Here is a 20437-nt window from a genome sequence, read left to right on the forward strand (position 1 = left end):
GGTTAAAGTGGTAAGGTAATGGAAAAACAGGAGCCTCGTCCGGGAGTAGACGAGATTGATATATCACCGCCATGCTCTTGGATAACACCGTATGATATTGCCATGCCTAGGCCAGTACCACTTCCAACATCTTTAGTCGTGTAAAATGGCTCAAAGACGTGATCCAGAGCTTCATCTGACATTCCAATTCCATTGTCAAAAATATTAATTATCAGGTGTTTGTCTTTGATAATTGAATGCACTTTCACTTTTCCTATAATATCAGGTTCGCTATTCCGTCTTTCATTGATCGCTTGACAAGCGTTTACCACAATATTCATAAACACTTGGCCTAATTTTGAGGGGTAGCACTCGATTTTAGGGTTACTATCTAATACAAACTCAAATGTAATTTCTTTATGCTTAGTTTGAACTAAATGTAACGTAGAGGATATTACTTCGCCAATAAGCACATAACTTTTTTCCGAAGGTTCAGTACGTGTAAATGCTCGTAAATCACTGACAATATCGGTTATCCTCCTTGAACCGTCAGCCGTGGTTTTTGCTAATTCATGTAATTTACGAAACTCATTTTTAATGGCGCTCATTGCTTTAGGGTCTGCTTTTTCACCACCTGCGAGTTTTTGTAAAAAAGCATATAAGTGATCCAGTTCTTCCTGAATAAGATGTGAAGACACATTAATAAAGTTGACAGGATTGTTTATTTCGTGCGCAACTCCAGCGGTTAATGTTCCGAGCGATGCCATTTTTTCTTGAGTCACCAGCTGTTGTTGTGTTCTTTGAAGCTCTTCGTGAGCGGCTTCTAGATTTCTATTGAGCGTTGCAAGCTTTCTATTCCACAAAGCCACTAACAGAATAACAACACCTAGCGCTATGCTAATTTGCCAAATAAGAGTGTAGTCTACTCCTTTCTCCACGCGTACACGATTCCACCTGGAAAAAATTTCCGAGTGTTCTTCTTCGTTTAGAGTAGTAATGGCTTTATTGAATATCGACTTTAATAAAGGGAGATCTTTTCGTGTGCCAATAGAAGAAACATCGGTATGACGAGTATGGCCAGAAACTTTTAAATTGGTTAGTCCGGTTTTGTTGATTAGAAATATGCCCGTAAGCAATGTGGTCAAATGTCCAAAATCCTTGCCTGATGAGACTCTTAAAAGGCCTTCCTCAACATTGTCTACCATGATAAACCGTTTATTAGGAAATTGAGCTTTTAATGTGTCAATAAGTGCGAGTGATTTTACAATACTGATGTTTTTGTCAATTACATTTGACGGATCGGGAATCATAAGCTCATCATCGCGAGTGACAAGTATATAGGGCGTCTCAAAATAACTTTTAGTAAAGTTTATAAAAGTCTTGCGTTCAGGCGTTTCCGTAATCGCAGGGATAAAGTCACACTTTTTATTTTTTAAATTTTCTAAAGTTTCATGCCATGTTTTACTAATAACAGTGTCAAAGTCTATTCCCAGTCTAACCGACAGTAAATGCATATAATCCGCTATGATACCGACAAAGCTGCCGTGGCTTGATACATCTTGAGAGGGCATAAAGCCAGGAGTAATACACATTTTTAAACGACTTGACTTTTGTAAAAAGCTTCTTTCATTTTCGGTAAGTGGGAGTGCACCAACAAAAGTTTGACTGCGCATTGAACCTAACCATTTTCGGTGGATTTTTTGCATTTTCTCCTGCTCGATGGCGTCTAAGCCTTTTTGAAGTATGCTCAGTAATAGTCGGTTTGATTGTTTGGTTCCAAAACTAAAGCGTATTTCAGGATGAATAAACCCTGAAATACGCTGGATCTTGAATTGATGGTGAGGAATTAATTTTGTTGCGTATTCCGCGAGCTCATGACCCGTAATAAATGCATCAATTTTTCCTTCGGCTAGCGATGTTAATCCGTGCTCAATATTCGTGAATTTCTTAAAAATGAATTTTGAGTAGTATTGTTGGACCGTTGGTGAAATTAGAAAATCATTGATGCCAATGGTATTTAAGTTATTATCTTCTAAATTTGAACTTTTGAGTTGCTTTTTTAAAGTGATGATAACTGGATGACTTTTAACATATGCGCTTGTAAAAGCGAGGTGGTTGATCCGCTCATCTTTAGGGTTTGCGAAGGGGTAGATGTCAATGTGTTCGTTTTTGATTTCATCTCCTATTATGTCTAATGTCGAGGCTGGATGATACTCAATCTGAAGGTTGAATAAACGAGCGATTTCCATGATGACATCAGATGATATTCCACGAGTAACACCATTTTCTTCAAATGAAAAGGGCGGCGCCTTTATCGAACTAGCGACTTTGATTGGTCCATGGTTTTTTAACCACTCAATTTCTTTCGAACTTAATCGATGCCTCATTGAATAGTTTTTACTTGCTTCACCTAACCATAATGATCGGATATGAGCCACTTCATCTTGTGGCACTACTTCTATAGCTTTAGAGAGAATTGATGCCAGTATTGGCCAGTCTTTTCTGACGCCGATTCGTGAGGGGCTTTGAAGAAGAGGAATTTGAATGTCAGATTTAACCGTGAGTTCTGATAAAGGCTCATTTGACATTAAATAGTTAAAAACTGGCAAAACCATAATCGTAGCATCAGCGCGACCTTGTGCGACAGCTCGAGCACTTTCTAATGCAGAGTCAGTAAGCAGTAGTTTAACTTTGGGCAGGTAGTTTTTGTAAACTTCAAATTGGTAAAAGCCACGGATAATAGCTATGGTTTTCCCATTTAAATCATCGAAATTCTTGATCGTTGCTTCATTATCTCGGCGAGTAATAAGCCTTTGGTTTGCTGGCTCGTAAGGCCTAGTAAACTCGATAAAATTCGAGCGACTTTGTGTTTGGCCTATGTTCAACATAATATCGATTTCTTTTGCTTCAATCATCTTTAGAAATTCATCCCATGTTGGACCATGTATAAACTCTATGTGAATATTAAGAATGCGGGCCAGCAATCGCATATAATCAATAGAGTAACCTTGTGGCGTACCATTGCGGTTAAAGTTATAAGGAGGCCAGTTGGTTTCATTGTGAACTTTGAGGACTCCAAGGTTATTCAAAAATGTTTGCTCTTTATTTGTCAGATTTAACTGCTCTCGAGCTAGCTTTTTAAACCAGTCATCATCTTTACCAAGAGCTGTTCTATCAAAATCTTCTTGTAGCGAGTCCCCTAACCAAAGTGCTCGAATTCGCGATGTTTCAAATTGGGGAAGTGCGTTGATAGTTTTAGAAAGAATACTGGATAATAGCGGCCAGTCTTTTCGAACGGCAATATGGAGTGGACTTTGTTTAATAATGGCATCTTTATAAAGAAAATGAGTCTTTAGGCTCGTTAACTTATTTTTGTAGGCCCAGTAGTTAAATACTGGTTCGTCGACAAGTGTAGCCTCTGCTTTACCTGACGCTACAGCCTCGAGCGCTTCGATTGATGAGTTTGTTAAATAGAACTTGATTTCTGGAAAGTGATTACGCACCATTTCAACTTCCGAAAAACCTCTAACCACGGCTAACGTTTTGTTATTGAGTTCATTTAAATCGTTTAATTCATTAATTCGATTTCGATGAGTAACAACGACTGTTTTCAAGTTGAGATAAGGACGACTGAACCACATGTAAGGCTCTCGCTCTTTCGTATGATTGATATTAACAAGAAGATCGAGTTGCTTGTTTTTAAGCATGTCGACATAGTCATCCCAAGTTTTTCCTTGCACAAACTCAACTTTTACATTGAGTTGCTCAAATAGAAGTTGAACAAAATCAATAGAGTGTCCTTGAGAAACGCCGTTTTCATTGAAATTAAAAGGCGCATAATCGTTTTCGTTTTGAACTTTTACTACTTGTAGCTGCTCAATAAAATTGAGTTCTTCTTCGGTTAGGTTCAGTTGCTCTAAGTTAGCAGAAGATAGTTGCCACTTTCTTTTTAGGGCTTCTAGTTCATGGCTAGGAATAGCGCTTATCGCTTTTGATAGTATCGAAGCCAACACGTTGTTCTTTTTTGCGACCGCAATACGATACAAAGCTGCGCCTTCCATCCATACACTTTGAAACTTACCTACGGTGAGATTATGAAGCATGTGCTCACCAATCAAATAACGTAAGTTTGCTTCGTTACCTACCGTCGCATCGGCGTGACCATCTTTTACGGCTTGCAAACACTCTAAGACAGAGTTTAATGTTATCAACTTAATTTCTGGATAGAGCTTTTTGTACCTTTCAGTTTCCGCATAGCTTTGTACAACGGCCAATCGAAAACCTTTCATATCTTCAATGGTTTTGAATTTATTTTTATTCTCTTCACGAACAGCGAGGGCTGCGTATAGTTCTAAATAGGGAGCTGTGAATGCAAGGTGATTTCGGCGAGAAGGTGTATCTAAAATGTTGACCATCATGTTCAGGTCATCGTTTGCAAGCATATGTATATACTCGCTCCAGGAGTGGCCAGTAACAATCTCTAGCTTTAGACCTAGTAAAGAAGCAATTCGTTGAGCTAAATCGATTGAAAAACCTTGAGGGACGCCATCTCGATTGAAATTATAGGGAGGGAAGTCTGATTCATTTTGCACTTTTAGTGCTTCAAGTCTCTCTAGAAATTCCTGTTCTTCCTGAGTGAGGTTAAGTAGTCGAGCGATCGAGTTTTGATTTGGTACATTTGAATACTGAGAGGAAGATACTTGGTTGAAAGACTCGTTATTTATTTCATTACTCATCACACCGCTGCCGTTGAGTGAAAAGCCAATCAAGAATAATATAAAACACCAAAAGCTTTTAGGTTTGCATCGGAATAGGTTGATTTTAATTTGAAGGTTGGGAATCATGAGTAGTTCGAATTGCCTTATCAGAAAGGCTAATCGTGTAATGGGTCTACTCCTAAAAATAGTTAATTCTTCAAAAAATCGCCATATCTATTTTTATTCCTACGCTTGAGCCATTGCAAGCGGTAGCTCGTCTGTAACGTTCAACTCACGATAAAGTTTAACAACTTCGCCAACAATAATAATAGCTGGGGATTTAATTTGAGCTTTGTTGACTTCTGCTTGAATCGTTGAAAGCGTTCCTGTGACTACTTTTTGATCCGAACGAGTGGCGTTTTGGATCACCGCAACCGGAGTGTTGGTTTTTAGTCCGTGTTTTACTAGGTTTTGCGCGATGATTGAAAGCCCGCCAAGCCCCATGTAAATTACCAGTGTATTATTGCTTTGCGCCAGTGCAGGCCAGTTCAGGTTTACTGTATTGTCCTTCAGGTGGCCAGTGGCAAACGTCACTGATTGTGCGTAGTCTCGGTGAGTTAGCGGAATGCCACAGTAGGTGGAGGCGCCGGCTGCAGAAGTGATACCGGGAACCACCTGAAACGGAACTCCAGCTGCAACCAGTTGTTGTGCTTCTTCACCACCACGTCCGAAAATATAGGGATCGCCACCCTTTAAACGCACCACGCGTTTACCTTGTTGAGCAAGTTCTACAAGTAAATCGTTTATTTTATTTTGTGGTACACAGTGCTTGGCTTTTTCTTTACCTACGTAAATTTTTTCTGAATCACGACGTACAAGGTTCAGAATTTCTTTCGATACTAAGCGGTCGTACACAACAACATCGGCCTTTTGCATTAGACGAAGCGCACGAAATGTGAGGAGATCAACATCACCGGGGCCTGCTCCAATTAAATAAACTTCGCCATTTGTGTTTTTCATTTGGTATTTGTGTTGGTTAAGCAGTTGCTCGAGTGACTTTTCTGCTTTCTCAGGCTGATTTTTAAATACTTTTTCAGCAACATCGCCTTCAAATGCGGCTTCCCAAAAGTTTTTACGAGCTGTTGATGTTTTTAGCGCACCTTTCACCTTATCTCTAAATTGATTGGCTAATTGCGCCAACTTGCCATAACCAGAGGGAATGAGTGACTCCAGTTTGCCACGTAGTAACCTTGCTAATACAGGCGCTTTACCGCTGGTGCTGATGGCGATTGTAACGGGAGCCCGATCGACAATTGCCGGTGTGATGAATGAGCAAAGGTCGCTGTTATCAACAACATTAACAAACAGCTTACGCTTATCAGCGTCTTGGTAGACTTTTTCGTTAACCGTGCGCTGATTGGTTGCAGAAATTACCAACTGTTTCTCGGCAAGGAATTTTTCGTGATATGAAGACTCAATCCATTTAAGATTGGCATTTTTTTCCGCCAAGGAACGGACACTATTGCCTATTTGTGGGGCAACGGCCGTGACCTCTGCACCGGCTTGAAGCAACAATTCTATTTTGCGGGCAGCAACCTCACCGGCACCGACAACCAGGCATCGGCGGCCACGTAATTGGGTAAAGATAGGAAAGTAATCCATAAGTTGTTGCTCGTTTTGAAAACCTGATAAGGGCTAAGCAACTATTGTTCCCGCTAGTAACTGATTAAACAAATAACCGGGATGAATAGGGTTATGCGGATTTGGGTATATCACCCACTTTATTGCCATTATTTGTTTTTTTATTCGCTCAGAACATAAAAGTAATCGACTGAGTATTTCCAAAACAGAGCGAAAAGACACTTTATTTGAATGATAAAAAGGTAGATTGTATACCTTGCCTTGATTTTATTTTTAATAAAAATGCCTTTATAAACAACCTATTATGTTTCTGTGTCGGTTTTAGAGTAGAACTTGTCGGTTTTGTGTTATCTCTGTTTGAAAATTATCTGGTAGTAATTAATGCGCTTACGGGATGCTTAAAATCAAACCAATATTGCGTCCTTTATTCACAACAACAATAACGACATTAATACAGATAAAGAGGTAGTGTACTTTATGATTTCCAGATTTACGAAGCTATCAGCCGCAACACTGGTTGCAATGGGAGTGGTTACCGGTGCCGTGGCAGATGATGATCGCTATATTATTCAAGTCGAAAACAACAGCAAGGGAATTGTAAAGGCGCTGACCAAACAGGTTGGCGGTGATATTAAAGTAGATGCCAATGGCTTTATCGCCGCGACTTTTGCAGGTAAAGATTTGGCCGAAGTGAAAGGGTTAATGAATAATCCACACGTTAAGCTGATAGAAGCCGATGTACGCCGGGTTCCAATGAGTTTATACAATGACGATGCTGGGGACCCAACCGTTCAGCAAATAACACCTTATGCGGTATATCAATCACAAGCAAATCAACTGACATTACAAGCAGGGCAAAAGGTCTGCGTCATTGATTCAGGAATCGCGGGCTCACAAGGAGAGACAGGTGGCTTTAATGCGGATTTCGACTGGAGTGTAATTACCGGTGATAATGACTCAGGAACAGGCGCCTGGAATGCTGATGGTGGGCCTCACGGTACGCACGTCGCTGGTACTGTTGGCGCAGCCGATAATGGCTTTGGTGTTGTCGGTATGGCCCCGGGTGTTCCAATGCATATTATTAAAGTATTTAATGCTTCAGGTTGGGGCTACTCATCGGATTTAGCCTATGCCGCACAAAAGTGTACCGATGCGGGAGCAAACATCATTACGATGAGTTTAGGAGGTGGAGGTGCTAACTCTACCGAGGAAAATGCCTTCAATACATTTACTAATAATGGTGGTTTGGTATTAGCTGCGGCCGGTAACGATGGCAATAACGTACGCTCGTATCCAGCGGGTTATAAGTCGGTAATGATGGTTGGAGCAAATGATGCGGATAATAACATTGCCGATTTTTCTCAGTTCCCCAGCAACACGAAAAGGACTGGTAATGGAAAAAATGCAACCACAGAAACGCACGACGGTTTTGGCGTAGAAGTCACTGCCGGTGGAGTTAATACCTTTTCAACCTATCCTTCAGGTGGGGCTTCACTTTCTTCACTTTCTATTGATGGTAATGGTTTTGCTTCTTCCGGAATGGAAAATAACGGCGATGCTTCCGGTAGCACTTATTTTATGGGAACGGCAGAAGTCACAGATTCCGGTGCAAGTGGGAAAGTATGCGTGATCGATCGCGGGAACATTTCATTCCACGATAAAGTACAAAACTGTGAAAACTCAGGCGGCATTGGGGCAATCATTATCAATAACGAAGCTGGCATGCTTTACGGTACTTTAGGCGAAACGAATGCAACGACGATCCCTGCTGTGGGTGCTGCGTTTGAAGATCGTGCTGCCATTATCGCTGGCGTAAGTGCTTCCATCAGCATTGGCGCATCGGATTATGGTTATATGAGTGGTACTTCCATGGCGACTCCAGCGGTAGCGGGTATCGCGGCTCTCATTTGGTCGAATCATCCGACGTGTAGCGGTACCGAAATTCGTGAAGCACTAAAAGCAACGGCAGAAGACCAAGGCGCTGCTGGACGCGATGATTATTTCGGGTACGGAATTGTCAAAGCTAAAGCAGCTAGTGACTACATAACCGCTAACGGTTGTGGTGGTACTGAGCCTCCAACGGGTGGAGACTATAGCGCTGAAGGTTATCGTACAAAAGGTGGTGGTACACTTAACATTACCTGGAGTGGCTTTACCAGCAGCAATGTTGATATCCACATTACTTGGAATGGCGGCAGCTTTGACGATACTACCGCAAATGATGGTTCCAGTGCTTACTCTGGTGCCAGCAAATCGACAACCTATACGGTTCAAGTGTGTGAAGCCGGGTCTACTACAGCGTGTGCGCCAACGTTTAACATGTAAAAGTCGATAATTCTATCAAGCGCAAAGCCCGAACACAGTTCGGGCTTTTTTGTTCCTGTCATTTGCTCGATTACTGTTTCCTTTTTACTCTGTTAATGTTAATTCTGACGGATGCAATGTACGAGCACTGAACCATTCTTTCTATTTTGGAAATAGTGATTTTCTAGAAAGGGAATTAATCAGACGATTGGTGCGGATTAACATGAGGCATTCAAACTTTCTTATTTGAGGTTGTCATGTTAGAAATTAAATCCGTAGACCATATCGGTATTCGTATTACTGATCGAGAACAATCCACGCAATTTTACCAGTCGCTAGGCTTTACGCTTTTATCAGACGCAGGGTTTAACGAAGGTCATCCAATTATTATGCAGCATACCAGTCAAGTTGTTGTTAATTTGCTAGGGCCTGCACAAGCTTATAAACATAAGAACATTTTAATGGATATTGATGAGAAATATTCTGGATATACTCATGTTGCCTTTGAAATTCATTCGGTCGATAAAACGGAATCGCTTTTGAAAGAAGCCAATATAGCTATAACAGGAAGGCATCAGTTTAAAGGTATTAAAAGTATTTTTATTCGCGATCCTGATCGTAACGTCATTGAGCTCGTTGAAAGAACCGACAAAAGCGAACTTACTGATGTTCCTTGTTCTCATCATCAATAAATATTTAAGTCCAGAGGTAGAAAACAATGCAGATTAGCGTCATCAGGTTTCTCATAGCGTTCGCTATTGTAATCACTCAAATAGGTTTCGCCGAAACCTTAGAAATCGAAAGTATTAACGGAATTGGACAATACCCACCAAATTATGCAGGAACACCCATTCGCGAGTCGAGTTCTGACCCATTCGTGTCACCCAATAACTCGGCATTAATATTAATTGACTATCAGCCTCATATACTTATGGGGGTAAAATCCATTGATCATGAATCATTGATTCATAATACAAAAGCACTGATAAAATCGGCCGTAGCATTCAATATTCCGATTATATTTTCACATGTCGGTGTTGGTTACAATGGTTCAAAACCTTTTTTAAGTGAGCTTCGAACATTAGCGCCTAATGCGATAGTAATTGATCGCACCAATGTGAATGCTTGGGAAGAGTTGGAGTTCGTCAATGCAGTAAAAAAACTAGGTCGTAGTAAACTGATAATGGCCGGTCTTTGGACCGATGTTTGTTTAGCTTACCCTGCAATTGAAGCCGTTGGTGCGGGTTACGATGTGTTAGTTCCAGAAGATACGGTTGGTAGTATCACTCAATTGTCGCACGACAATGGAATGAAGCGCATGATTCAAGCGGGCGTAAAACCGGTAACATGGAACGTTATTCTTGCTGAGTTGCAACGTGATCATGCTCGTGGAAAAACAGGTAATCAAACGTCACGTATTTTTATGGAGTATTTGTTTAAACTGGATCCAGACAAAGGGTGGAATTAAACAATTCGTACCAGTTGAGCGTTCATATTGGTAGGCTATTGTATCAAGGATGATTTTTCCTATTACATTTGGGGAGTCACTGTTCCAATACTGGATGGGTTTTAAACTTTTCCGAGAGGTAATCAATAAACGCTCTGGTTTTTGGTGCTAAACCGCGACTGCTTGGAAAAACGACATGATAGTCTGCTTGCCTTGCATTCCATTTTGGAAGTACTTTGGTTAATTTGGCTTCTCCAGTTTTTGATTGTGCTAAATAACGGGGAAGTAAAGCAATCCCATTGCCATTAAGTGTGAGTTCTCGAAGAATTAAAAAATCATAAATGGCGGCTTTGGGAGTTATCATAACTTCTTGTTGTTCGTTATCGTTTAATAACGTCCAGTGCACGGGTTTAATATGGCTGGCCATGGTTAAGCAGTCAAAGTGTTTTAATTCGCAAGGGGAGTTGGGAACGCCATTTTTACGAATGAACGCCTCCGAAGCGTACAATGACATCTCTACCGAACCGATTCGTTTTGATATCAAGCTTGAGTCCTTTAAATCGCCTACCCTTACGACTAGGTCAAAACCTTCTTCTACAATATCAACAACGCGATTAACGGGAATCAACTGAAGGTGAATCTCTGGGTATTTATCGAGAAACTCAGGAAGCAATGGACTAATTAAAAATTGGCCAATAGCGACGGAGGTACTGACTTTTAATGTCCCCGTAACCTTACCTCCTAACTCTTCGAGCGCTACTTCGGCATCGTTGATTTCATTGATGATTCGAATGCCATATTCATAATAGATTTTACCGGCTTCGGTTAAACTTAAACTACGAGTACTTCGGTTGAGTAGCCTGGTATTTAATCTTTGTTCGAGCTTCGAAATTTCCTTACTAATATGTGACGGAGAGTGCCCGAAATAATCACCCACTTTGCTGAAACTTTCGAGCTCAACAACTTTGCAAAAAATCACAATGCCTTCGAGAGCATTTGTATTATTTCTCATACGGAAAAAAAGCCTTTCTATTTATACCATTAATTCTTTGTTCTTAATCGGATACGATTTTGCTCGTTCAGATAAGTGAGAATCCAACGAATTCTTTTGTCAAAACTTAAGCGTTTAGTGAGATACAAAATACATTGTATCTCTCGTTAGATAAAAATTACACCCATTAAATTAGGAGGTGCAAATGGTACAAAGTCGATTTTTTGAAACACTCTCTCCGGATAACTCCGTGCTAGCAATGATTGATCACCAAACAGGGTTAATGACCAATATTCGAGATATAGCACCTGATACGTTACAAAATAATATTACCGGTCTTTGTAAAATGGCGAATATTGTTAATATGCCAACCGTTGTTACTGCGAGTGTACCGGAAGGACCCAATGGCCCAATATGGTCCGGAATTACAAAGCTGCTTGGAAACGATATTGTTAATCGGAATGGGGAAATCAATGCCTGGGATTCGCCTTTATTTCGAGATGCGATTGAAAAAACGGACCGTAAAAAGGTGATTATGGCCGGTGTTGTTACCGATGTTTGCTTAATGTTTCCGGCACTTTCGATGATTGCTGAAGGTTATGATGTTTATGCGGTAATTGATGCATCGGGTACCTGGGATGTGACCGTTCAACAGGCCTCAATGCTTCGAATGGCGCAGGCTGGTGTTAAGGTAACTACATGGGCGAGTGTGCTTGCTGAAGTCATGAACGATTGGCGAGATCCTTATAGTAATGATTTGGGCAATGTTTTAGCTGAACATCTTCCTTACGGTTATGTCGCAGAAAGCTATTTTTCTAAACTAGGTTGAACTTTGCGTGTACGCTTAGTACACGCGCTTTAAAATTGGAGCATTTAATGCGAGAAATATCGGTACAGTGCCGTAATGAACGTATTACGGCAAATAAGCATGTGGTGACGGTGTTAACTTTTTTACTCCTTTTCCCATTGGTTTATTTTATTCCTGATTGGATAGCGGAGTATTGGACATCCGATACCTTTCTCATAACTTTTATTTCATTGATGATTATTGTACCTCTTCTTTCATACGTACTGTTGCCAAAAACGATCAAAGCAATGTCGTATATTGTCTATTTAATGTTATGTAGAGAGTAATCAAGTAACCTGTTTCATGCAAAAGACGAAGTAAAACTTTGAGGAGCGGAGTTTGTAAACGATGACGTGTTTATTCATTTTGATCCTCTGGTTTTTTATCTGAATAGTGAACTCGACCGTGTTCATCGACCCATTTATAAATTTTACTTTTCTGATCGCTATCACTTGGTTCAATCAACGCATTAACATCTTCAATATCCACAAGATCATATACTTTTTCTTTGAGTGATTCTGAGTAGCGAACGGCATCTTCCGATAATATGCGCTCAAACAAGTCGATGATTTGTTGATTATTCATCAGCTGTACCAAATTGCCGGATTCAAACGCTTCACGCAACTCCGTATTTTGAAGTATGGCCTGAGTTTCCGGGTCATCTTTGATGAATTGGGCTCTCGCCCACATGTCTCTCACTTTTTCAGCCATTTGGTCTTCTGGAAGTAACTCGCTGTTGGTATCCAGTACTTCGGCAGAAAGCGTTTGAAAGTTTGGGTTTTCCATTAACTGCTTAAATGCTGGTAGTTTCTTAATTTGATTGATATTTCCGCGCTCTAGAATTCGTTGGTTTTTTTGCGTTAGGAAGAGATCACGAAATTCTGGACTGTGAGTAATGCCTTTGAATAAGTCGATGGTTACTTGAGGGTGTGCCATAAGCTTTGCGGTAAAACTCGCAATTTCCGGCTGATCCGTTGTGGCTTCTAGTGCCGTTTTAATGGCTGAGCTGGTGATTGTTTTTGCGACTTTTTCAATACCAGACTCGGTAATCGGAGCGGGAAAATCTCCGCGTGACATCAATTGATTACCTAGCGAAATTGCCCAAACTAAAACAACTCCAATAACACCTCCGATAACAGCGCCAAGCGTACCTCCGGCAACTTTTGATACCTGAGATAGGCTAACTCGCTTTTCAATACGACTAACGATCAAACTAAACAACAACTCAAGCGCAATACTGGTTCCCATAAATAATACCAACCCCGCAACAACATACCCCATTATTCCATTGAGTTGAGTGCTATTGTTGAGAGTTGCCCCAAGGCCGGCCGTAAAGAAAATGGCGCTTAAGTATGCTCCTAAAAGACTGAGTAAGCGGAATACGAGCCTAACTATTCCTTTTCGATAACCGTGGAAGATGAATAGTGCAACTACAATAATGAAAATGAGTGAAAGGATATTCATATTGGCATAGCTTAATAGCGGTATGTTGTCTTCAGTTTGAATTAAAACTTTTAAATATTCAAATTTATTAACCAGTACCTGGAAATCTATAGCTGGTCGCTAAAGTGCGGAATAATTCGCTGTGCTCACTTAATAAATTGACTGTCTGTTGCTTCAGTAACTTGGCGGAGTAAAAATTACCCATGTAGTGTCAATTAAAATGGGGTATATTGGAGTGATTTTTTAGGATATTAATCAGGACAATCGAATGAAAAAGCACTTTTTTTTAATCATTACTTTATTTGGCGCGCTAACGGTGAATGCCAATTCGTTTGGTAAAACTTACCATTCGATATTTATTGTTTTCGGCAATGGTCCGGCAAAAACTGAATCGGCGATTGAGTCGGAAGAAGAGAGTTCGCATTCCGGTTTTGGATATCAATATCGAGTTTTTGAACAATCCTATTTACAAGTCAGTTGGCTTAACGGGAGCTCAAAAGATTCGTTTTGTTTTATATTTTGTTTTGATGAAAACTTGGATTATCAGCGAGGATACAAATTTAAAGGGCAGCAACTGGCTTTTAAGCAGTTTTTGCCGGTATCCAATAGAAGTGGCTTTTTTGCCAAAGTAGGTTTACTGAATTACGAATATCGTTACATAGGTGATGAACGACCTGAATACAACGACTCTGGTATTGGACAAGCGCTGGGGCTAGGATGGGAATTTCAAACGTATAATGGCATGGGATTCGGGTTTGAGTATCAAAAGTATTTTATGGATGATGTCGAGTTTTATACGCATAATTTGAACGTACGTTATTCGTTTTAAGCTGAAAGATGTTTCGCGGCTGGCATTTGTTTGTAAAAGCTGTTTAAATCCTAAACAGGTTAATAAGAATCATAGGGATGCAACTATGAGAACTTTACTTTTTACGGTTCTGGTTTTAGCTACCACTGTTTTGACAGATATACGAGCTGATGAGAGCCGTGAAAAAATGATGTCTCAACCTCACGGGTCTTTCCATGCCATTTCTGTCGCCAATTTCGATGAAAGCATCTCTTGGTACACCTCTAAGCTCGGATTTACATTACTTGATAAAGGGGAGAATGAGCATCGAAAAGGAGCACTGTTATCAAAGTCCGGAGTACTATTAGAAATTGCCGAATTTAACGGTGCTCAACCCCTCAGTAAACTCGATGCTAATATAGAGAGCCACCAGGTGCACGGTATTTTCAAATTGGGATTTCTGGTCGCCGATTTGGATGCCGCTTTTAAAGAAGTGAAGGAGAATGACCTTCCGCTTTTCTTTCCAATTGTGGATACACACATTGAATATCGCACTTTTGGGGTAAAAGATCCTGAAGGCAATATCATTCAATTTTTTGGTAAGTAGCCACAGTCCATTAACTTTTTTCGTTTCACTAAGCAATCAATGGTTGCTGGTTAGAGCTATGTCATGAGCTTTGCGAGTAACCCATTTTCAAAGTTGAGCCCTATCTTGCGTTAATAGACGAAATAAACTTGCATACCTCTTTAGTGATAATTATAATTTCAGAAAATTCTGAAAAATGATAACTGCCAATGAATCTACCTCCAGAAATTGAGTCTTTCGTAGTCCATTTTGGTGAAATGGGCAGTCGCTGGGGTTTTAACCGCACTGTTGGGCAGATGCTGGCCTTAATTGTTCTGAGCGAAGAGCCTCTCAATGCCGATCAAATCGCTGAAACACTGGGGATTTCTCGTGGCAACGTCAGCATGGGATTAAAAGAACTGCAATCCTGGCAACTGATTCGAACTCAACCGCAACCCGGTGATAGAAAAGATTACTTTCGACCAAAAGGTTCAATCTGGGATTTGGGTATGCAAGTGATGGCTGAGCGTCGTAAGCGAGAGGTGGATCCAACTTTATCGATGCTGCGCAGTGAGTTGATGGATAATCAAAATAATGAAAACTCCTATGCGCACGCCAAAATGCGTGAGATACACGATTTACTCGAACTGCTTTTAAGTTGGTTCGACGATATGCAAAGAATGAGTCCTGATAACTTAAAAACATTACTCAAACTGGGCTCCGGGGTAGGCAAAGTACTGGATATGAAAGACAAAGTGCTACGAAAAAGCTGACTTTGTTTTTCGAAACAATGAGGCTTTGGCCTCAACTACTTACCGGGAGAGTCGTATGCTCGCTGTTATCGGTGCCGACACAGAAATGTTGTCGCGCGTTCAATTTGCGCTCAATATCAGTTTCCATATTCTATTTCCTACCATTACCATCGCACTTGCGTGGTTTCTGTTTTACTTCAAAGTTCGTCATCATTTGTCTGGTCATCCGGTTTGGATGCGAATTTATCGTTTTTGGGTCAAAGTGTTTGCACTCACTTTTGCATTAGGTGTGGTTAGTGGAATTACAATGTCGTTCCAATTTGGAACAAACTGGCCTGGATTTATGGCTAAAGTAGGTAATGTAGCCGGACCATTACTCGGATACGAAGTGCTTACCGCATTTTTTATGGAGGCTACATTTTTGGGAGCCATGTTATTTGGTATGAAGCGTTTGCCAGGTTGGTTTCATACGTTGTCTACATTTTTGGTCGCTTTAGGAACCACACTTTCTGCGTTTTGGATACTTGCGCTAAACTCTTGGATGCAAACGCCACAAGGGTTTGAAATGATCGATGGTGTAGCCCACGTAACAGACTGGTGGCAGGTGATTTTTAATCCGTCGTTTCCTTATCGACTGGCGCATGTGTTGCTAGCATCCGCAATAACCGCTTGTTTTCTTTTAACGGGTATTTCTGCTTACCGATTACTGAAAGGTGATGAGAAAAAAGCACCTCGATTAACGATGCGTATTGCTATTTTTACCGCTGCCTTGCTGGTGCCACTACAAATTTTTGTGGGTGACTTGCATGGGTTGAATACCTTTAAACACCAACCACAAAAAATAGCAGCAATGGAAGGTGTTTGGGAAACGGAAAAAGGAGCGCCACTGTTATTGTTCGCCATTCCTGATGAAACAACACGCAGCAATCACTTTGAGTTAGCCATTCCTAATTTAGCAAGCATTATACTTACCCACGAAGTTGATGGTGAAATTAAAGGACTGAATGAATTTGTCGGCAAACACCCGCCAGTAAAGCCACTCTTTTATGGCTTTCGGATAATGGTAGGGCTAGGGCTGCTTATGTTGTGCGTGAGCTGGATAATTAGTTTGCAGTTGATATTAAAAAAAGAGCTGTCTAATTTCTGGAAAACAACGCTGTTTGGAATGACGTTTTCCGGTTGGGTTGCGACATTAGCGGGTTGGTATGTCACCGAAATTGGTCGGCAGCCTTACCTGGTTTCTGGTGTACTAACCACCAAAGACGCTGCAACCACCATTGCTTCTGCCAACGTGGGTTTGTCACTTACACTTTATGCCATTGTGTATTTGGCTTTATTAGTCGCTTATATTCAAACTTTGTTTTACATGGCGCGCAAATCGGTCGATGTGAAAGAGTTCGATATCGAAGAAGGAACGGGTACTTTAGTCGAACAGCAATTCATGAATCATAAACCGCTGACTCATGTAGGGGAGAACGCATAATGTTGGACCTATATCTTCCTGAAGTTTTTCTATTGCTCATGGCGTTGGCTGTATTTGTTTATGCTGTATTAGATGGTTATGATCTCGGTGTTGGAATAATGCTGCCACAAGATAGGCTTGAGTTTCGTAATCAAATGATTGCGTCCATCGGGCCATTTTGGGACGCCAACGAAACATGGCTGGTATTAGCCGTAGGTATTTTATTAATTGCATTTCCAACCGCTCATAACATTGTACTGCGCGAAATGTATATACCTGCCGTATTCATGTTGATCGGACTCATATTACGAGGTGTAGCTTTCGACTTTCGCGCCAAAGCCATCACACGTTATCAACCATTATGGGACAAACTGTTTCAGTTTGGTTCTTTAATGGCGTCGTTAGCGCAAGGGTTTATGCTTGGCATGTATGTGTGTGGTTTTCAGTACACTTGGGCAACTGTTTCATTTTCATTGCTCACTGCCATAGGAGCGGCTGCCGCTTATGTTTATATTGGTGGCGCCTGGCTGGTGTTGAAAACCGAAGGTGAGTTGCAAGTGTTTGCTGCAAAACGAGCACGAAAAGCAGGTTGGGTTATGGCGTTCTCTTTTGTTGTCATTTGTGTGGTGAATCCCATCATTAACGCCCAGGTCGCGGAGCGATGGTTTAGTTTGCCCGATGCATTACTTTTGTTTCCCATTCCTATGATGTGCAGTTTGTTGCTGATCATTAGCGATCAGTACTTAAAGCACGTTCCAGTGCAGGATGACAAAGCATGCTGGTTACCCTTTGTTTGTACGGTGGCATTATTTTTATTGTGTTTACTTGGTTTTGCCTTTAGCTATTATCCGTATGTGATTCCAGGAACACTATTAGCCAAAGACGCTGTAAGTGCTACAGAGTCTCTTCGATTTGTGTTTTATGGGGTTGCTATTGTGTTGCCTGTGATTGTTGCCTATTCCGTTTTGTCTTATTGGATATTTCGTGGAAAAACGAAGGCGCTGAATTATTACTAGTAACCATTTAAAAAATCGAGCTTTGTGATTAATTAAAACGAAGGGTATATCTTTGTCAACCAGTAGGTTGGCAAAGATAATGAGTATTTCCTTTTCAATAAAATGTTGTTCCGCTATATAATGGTCTGTTCTATCTCAGAAAATCTACGTTTGCAAATGGAAAATATTTTCATAGAGCCATCTAAAAAGCTCGTAATTATCGAGTTGAGCGGACATGTTTTAAAGGAACAGGTGCTTCGTTTAAATCGTCAAATCTACGAGTCCGACAATTATACTCCCGATATGGATGAACTTTGGGATTTATCCAAAGTTTCAAACATTGAGTTAGGTCATCTTGACTTAGTTGAAATAGAACGAGCTGATAACTTGAACTGGCAGTTTTCCTCTCATGTGAACAAAATCGCTTTTGTCACAAAAGACAAAGAGTTGAACTTGGTATTGAGTGAATATCAAATGCTAGCGTCGGATGCGTTTCATAAAATTGGAATGTTTACTACGGTTAAAAGCGCTTTGAGGTGGATAGATATTAAAGAGCAGGTAATGAAGGATAAGTGAATATTCTATTCGATTAGTTAAATAGAACAACATCCAAATAAAACCTTTTTTCTTCCAGATGTGAATAAAATTCAATTTAAAGTTTAGCTTGAACTTCATCAACTTGTTTAAAGAACATGTGCACTCGATTGGTTTGAGACGGTAGCGTCGGAATAAACCGACTCAAACAAAGCGAGATAATTGCCATTCCGGCACCGATATAAAACACCAGTGGAGGATAAAATATCCAGATAATTCCGAAACTGGCAGGAATAATAACCGCCGCAATATGATTGATGGTAAAACTGACCGCCGAAGTCGCGGCCATATCTTCCGGCTCGGCAATCTTCTGAAAGTAGGTTTTTATTGCAATTGCCATCGCAAAAAACAAGTGATCAACTACGTAAAGACCGGCGGCTATATAGCGATCCTCTACCAGCGCGTAACCGATAAAAACTAATGCCAATCCAATATATTCGACCAACAGTGCGCGTCTTTCGCCGACTCGACCTATCCATCGGCCAATACGTTCCGCAAACAAATAATTGAAAGCATGATTGATCAGATAAAGCAGTGCGATATCACCAACGTCATAACCAAATTTTTCCACCATCATAAATCCGGCGAAAACCATAAATATCTGTCGTCGAGCACCACTCATAAAGGTGAGTGCGTAATACAGCCAGTATTTACTTTTTACAATTAACTTTTTCTTTTGTTCAACCGGAGCTTTGAACATGGGAAACGCTATCATCATATAAAGGACTAATAACAATGCACTCCCTGAAGTGATTAAGTACATTTGCGTATAAGATAATTGAAGTAAGTTGTCGGCAACCCAGATAAAGGAATAAACGACCAGAGAACAAATCGAACCGATGGAAATTAACTTGCCCATTTGTGCAGCGGCTGTCGACTTCTCCAGCCACTGCCATTTTAGCGACTGATTTAGGGTTTCAAAGTAATGAAAGCCGATCGACATGATGAAGGTTGTTAAATAGAGTCCAAGTGCCGAAGGATAAAACGGAGTAGCCATAACGCCAATGGCTAAAATGAGCAAGCTGACAAGAGCAAATCGTTGCTCCTGTAAAAAGGCGAGAATGAAGATTGCAGTAAATGCCAAAAAGCCCGGAACCTCTCGAATACTTTGCAGGTTACCCATTTCCTGACCGGTAAACTGTGCCGCATCGATTGCAAAATTATTGAGAAGTGTGACCCAACTTGAAAATGCCAAGGGCATTACAATGGCCATCAGTATTAACAAATGAAAAGGTTGCTTGCGACCATCCATACTAACAAATCGTCCAAATCAGGGGCTTAGGAAAGGATGTGGCTATTGTAGAGAAGACCAACGGTGACAACAACCTGAGTTGTTCGATCAAACCGATGGAGTTTTTCGATGTTTTTTACCGTCGGGTTTTCCTGACTGGCGATTTTATGGTATCAGTGACAGAATAATAGGTTAATCAACAGCTAAGGGATCCCATCAATGAAGAAAATATTCAAATTAGTTTGCTTACTTGTTTTAAGTGGTAGTGTATTGGCTAATGAGGTTGAGAAAAATGAGATATTTGGCCTTGGCGCCAATATCGATAAGGTTATTAATATCGACACTATATTATCGAATCCTGAGCAATACGTCGCCCAAGAAGTGACAGTGAAAGGAAAAGTGGATTCTGTATGTGACAAAAAAGGTTGTTGGATGGTATTGAGTAGCGGTGATCATCGTTTACGAATTAAGGTAAACGATGGAGAGATGGTGTTTCCGTTTAACGCAAAAGGAAAAATGGCTTTCGCGACAGGTAAGCTCGAAGCATTACCCATGACCCAAGAGAAGGCTATAGCCTATTTGAAGCATATGGCAGAAGATGCAGGCGAAGCATTTGATCCGGCAACCGTAACGGGAGATATGACAATCTATCAGTTACGCCCAAAGGGAGTGACTATTCACCGCTAACAATAACTGAAGCTG

General features: G+C 40.7%; 17 protein-coding genes. 12 read left to right on the forward strand and 5 right to left on the reverse strand.

The annotated features are described in order from the left end of the window. Positions 1–2: 2 nt before the first annotated feature. On the reverse strand, positions 3–4748 hold the full coding sequence (locus ACTUJY_RS12920) for a transporter substrate-binding domain-containing protein (RefSeq protein ID WP_463616514.1): 4746 nt from the start codon (positions 4746–4748) through the stop codon (positions 3–5). A 174-nt stretch (positions 4749–4922) separates the two neighbouring features. Continuing rightward, positions 4923–6338 carry a siroheme synthase CysG gene (gene cysG / locus ACTUJY_RS12925; RefSeq protein WP_463616515.1) on the reverse strand — a complete coding sequence of 472 codons (1416 nt, stop codon included), beginning with the start codon at positions 6336–6338 and terminating at the stop codon, positions 4923–4925. 456 nt (positions 6339–6794) lie between these two features. On the opposite strand from cysG, the gene ACTUJY_RS12930 reads away from it, so the two are divergent. The 3 genes from ACTUJY_RS12930 to ACTUJY_RS12940 all read left to right on the forward strand — a co-directional run bounded on the left by ACTUJY_RS12930 (position 6795) and on the right by ACTUJY_RS12940 (position 10089). Then, on the forward strand, positions 6795–8642 hold the full coding sequence (locus tag ACTUJY_RS12930) for a S8 family serine peptidase (protein WP_463616516.1): 1848 nt from the start codon (positions 6795–6797) through the stop codon (positions 8640–8642). Positions 8643–8878: 236 nt separating this feature from the next. Continuing rightward, entirely contained in the window at positions 8879–9313 is a 435-nt protein-coding gene (locus ACTUJY_RS12935) for a VOC family protein (RefSeq protein WP_463616517.1), read from the forward strand. Positions 9314–9339: 26 nt separating this feature from the next. After that, positions 9340–10089 carry a hydrolase gene (locus ACTUJY_RS12940; protein ID WP_463616518.1) on the forward strand — a complete coding sequence of 250 codons (750 nt, stop codon included), beginning with the start codon at positions 9340–9342 and terminating at the stop codon, positions 10087–10089. Between the two features lie 76 nt (positions 10090–10165). Here the strand turns inward: ACTUJY_RS12940 and ACTUJY_RS12945 are convergent, their stop codons facing one another. Continuing rightward, the gene (locus ACTUJY_RS12945) at positions 10166–11080 is read right to left on the reverse strand and encodes a LysR family transcriptional regulator (protein WP_463616519.1); all 915 of its coding nucleotides are present in this window, start codon (positions 11078–11080) and stop codon (positions 10166–10168) included. A 184-nt stretch (positions 11081–11264) separates the two neighbouring features. Between ACTUJY_RS12945 and ACTUJY_RS12950 the strand changes: the two genes are divergently transcribed. Together ACTUJY_RS12950 and ACTUJY_RS12955 are read left to right on the forward strand one after the other, a co-directional pair. Further along, complete coding sequence (locus ACTUJY_RS12950; protein ID WP_463616520.1) at positions 11265–11888, forward strand: isochorismatase family protein; 624 nt, start codon at positions 11265–11267, stop codon at positions 11886–11888. Positions 11889–11935: 47 nt separating this feature from the next. After that, complete coding sequence (locus ACTUJY_RS12955; RefSeq protein ID WP_463616521.1) at positions 11936–12193, forward strand: hypothetical protein; 258 nt, start codon at positions 11936–11938, stop codon at positions 12191–12193. A gap of 70 nt (positions 12194–12263) precedes the next feature. On the opposite strand, the gene ACTUJY_RS12960 is transcribed toward ACTUJY_RS12955, so the two are convergent. Then, complete coding sequence (locus ACTUJY_RS12960; protein ID WP_463616522.1) at positions 12264–13370, reverse strand: CvpA family protein; 1107 nt, start codon at positions 13368–13370, stop codon at positions 12264–12266. 247 nt (positions 13371–13617) lie between these two features. On the opposite strand from ACTUJY_RS12960, the gene ACTUJY_RS12965 reads away from it, so the two are divergent. From ACTUJY_RS12965 to ACTUJY_RS12990, 6 genes are all read left to right on the forward strand, one after another. Then, the gene (locus ACTUJY_RS12965; RefSeq protein ID WP_463616523.1) at positions 13618–14178 is read left to right on the forward strand and encodes a hypothetical protein; all 561 of its coding nucleotides are present in this window, start codon (positions 13618–13620) and stop codon (positions 14176–14178) included. Positions 14179–14263: 85 nt separating this feature from the next. Next, positions 14264–14743, forward strand: coding sequence for a VOC family protein (locus tag ACTUJY_RS12970; protein WP_463616524.1), 480 nt, complete (start codon positions 14264–14266; stop codon positions 14741–14743). Positions 14744–14931: 188 nt separating this feature from the next. Next, positions 14932–15474 carry a GbsR/MarR family transcriptional regulator gene (locus ACTUJY_RS12975; protein ID WP_463616525.1) on the forward strand — a complete coding sequence of 181 codons (543 nt, stop codon included), beginning with the start codon at positions 14932–14934 and terminating at the stop codon, positions 15472–15474. Positions 15475–15529: 55 nt separating this feature from the next. Continuing rightward, positions 15530–16936, forward strand: coding sequence for a cytochrome ubiquinol oxidase subunit I (locus ACTUJY_RS12980; protein WP_463616526.1), 1407 nt, complete (start codon positions 15530–15532; stop codon positions 16934–16936). Beyond that, positions 16936–17931 (forward strand): cytochrome d ubiquinol oxidase subunit II, encoded by a 996-nt coding sequence (locus ACTUJY_RS12985; protein ID WP_463616527.1) that lies wholly within the window; start codon positions 16936–16938, stop codon positions 17929–17931. The genes ACTUJY_RS12980 and ACTUJY_RS12985 overlap by 1 nt, the downstream gene beginning before the upstream one ends. Before the next feature lie 156 nt (positions 17932–18087). Beyond that, positions 18088–18486: a hypothetical protein gene (locus ACTUJY_RS12990; protein WP_463616528.1), complete on the forward strand. Its 399-nt coding sequence runs from the start codon at positions 18088–18090 to the stop codon at positions 18484–18486. A gap of 76 nt (positions 18487–18562) precedes the next feature. Here the strand turns inward: ACTUJY_RS12990 and ACTUJY_RS12995 are convergent, their stop codons facing one another. Next, positions 18563–19756: an MFS transporter gene (locus ACTUJY_RS12995; RefSeq protein WP_463616529.1), complete on the reverse strand. Its 1194-nt coding sequence runs from the start codon at positions 19754–19756 to the stop codon at positions 18563–18565. 198 nt (positions 19757–19954) lie between these two features. On the opposite strand from ACTUJY_RS12995, the gene ACTUJY_RS13000 reads away from it, so the two are divergent. Next, positions 19955–20422, forward strand: a complete 468-nt coding sequence (locus ACTUJY_RS13000; protein WP_463616530.1) for a DUF4920 domain-containing protein — start codon at positions 19955–19957, stop codon at positions 20420–20422. The last annotated feature ends 15 nt before the right edge of the window (positions 20423–20437 follow it).

The sequence above is a fragment of the Pleionea sp. WD8-19 genome (assembly GCF_055326765.1).

What these genes read in the sequence shown, in the direction of transcription:
- ACTUJY_RS13000 (WP_463616530.1), top strand. Translation starts at nt 19,955, where the DNA reads ATGAAGAAAATATTCAAATTAGTTTGCTTACTTGTTTTAAGTGGTAGT.
- ACTUJY_RS12930 (WP_463616516.1), top strand. Translation starts at nt 6,795, where the DNA reads ATGATTTCCAGATTTACGAAGCTATCAGCCGCAACACTGGTTGCAATG.
- ACTUJY_RS12950 (WP_463616520.1), top strand. Translation starts at nt 11,265, where the DNA reads ATGGTACAAAGTCGATTTTTTGAAACACTCTCTCCGGATAACTCCGTG.
- ACTUJY_RS12970 (WP_463616524.1), top strand. Translation starts at nt 14,264, where the DNA reads ATGAGAACTTTACTTTTTACGGTTCTGGTTTTAGCTACCACTGTTTTG.
- ACTUJY_RS12995 (WP_463616529.1), bottom strand. Translation starts at nt 19,756, where the DNA reads ATGGATGGTCGCAAGCAACCTTTTCATTTGTTAATACTGATGGCCATT.
- ACTUJY_RS12935 (WP_463616517.1), top strand. Translation starts at nt 8,879, where the DNA reads ATGTTAGAAATTAAATCCGTAGACCATATCGGTATTCGTATTACTGAT.
- cysG (WP_463616515.1), bottom strand. Translation starts at nt 6,338, where the DNA reads ATGGATTACTTTCCTATCTTTACCCAATTACGTGGCCGCCGATGCCTG.
- ACTUJY_RS12955 (WP_463616521.1), top strand. Translation starts at nt 11,936, where the DNA reads ATGCGAGAAATATCGGTACAGTGCCGTAATGAACGTATTACGGCAAAT.
- ACTUJY_RS12940 (WP_463616518.1), top strand. Translation starts at nt 9,340, where the DNA reads ATGCAGATTAGCGTCATCAGGTTTCTCATAGCGTTCGCTATTGTAATC.
- ACTUJY_RS12975 (WP_463616525.1), top strand. Translation starts at nt 14,932, where the DNA reads ATGAATCTACCTCCAGAAATTGAGTCTTTCGTAGTCCATTTTGGTGAA.
- ACTUJY_RS12990 (WP_463616528.1), top strand. Translation starts at nt 18,088, where the DNA reads ATGGAAAATATTTTCATAGAGCCATCTAAAAAGCTCGTAATTATCGAG.
- ACTUJY_RS12965 (WP_463616523.1), top strand. Translation starts at nt 13,618, where the DNA reads ATGAAAAAGCACTTTTTTTTAATCATTACTTTATTTGGCGCGCTAACG.
- ACTUJY_RS12980 (WP_463616526.1), top strand. Translation starts at nt 15,530, where the DNA reads ATGCTCGCTGTTATCGGTGCCGACACAGAAATGTTGTCGCGCGTTCAA.
- ACTUJY_RS12985 (WP_463616527.1), top strand. Translation starts at nt 16,936, where the DNA reads ATGTTGGACCTATATCTTCCTGAAGTTTTTCTATTGCTCATGGCGTTG.
- ACTUJY_RS12960 (WP_463616522.1), bottom strand. Translation starts at nt 13,370, where the DNA reads ATGAATATCCTTTCACTCATTTTCATTATTGTAGTTGCACTATTCATC.
- ACTUJY_RS12945 (WP_463616519.1), bottom strand. Translation starts at nt 11,080, where the DNA reads ATGAGAAATAATACAAATGCTCTCGAAGGCATTGTGATTTTTTGCAAA.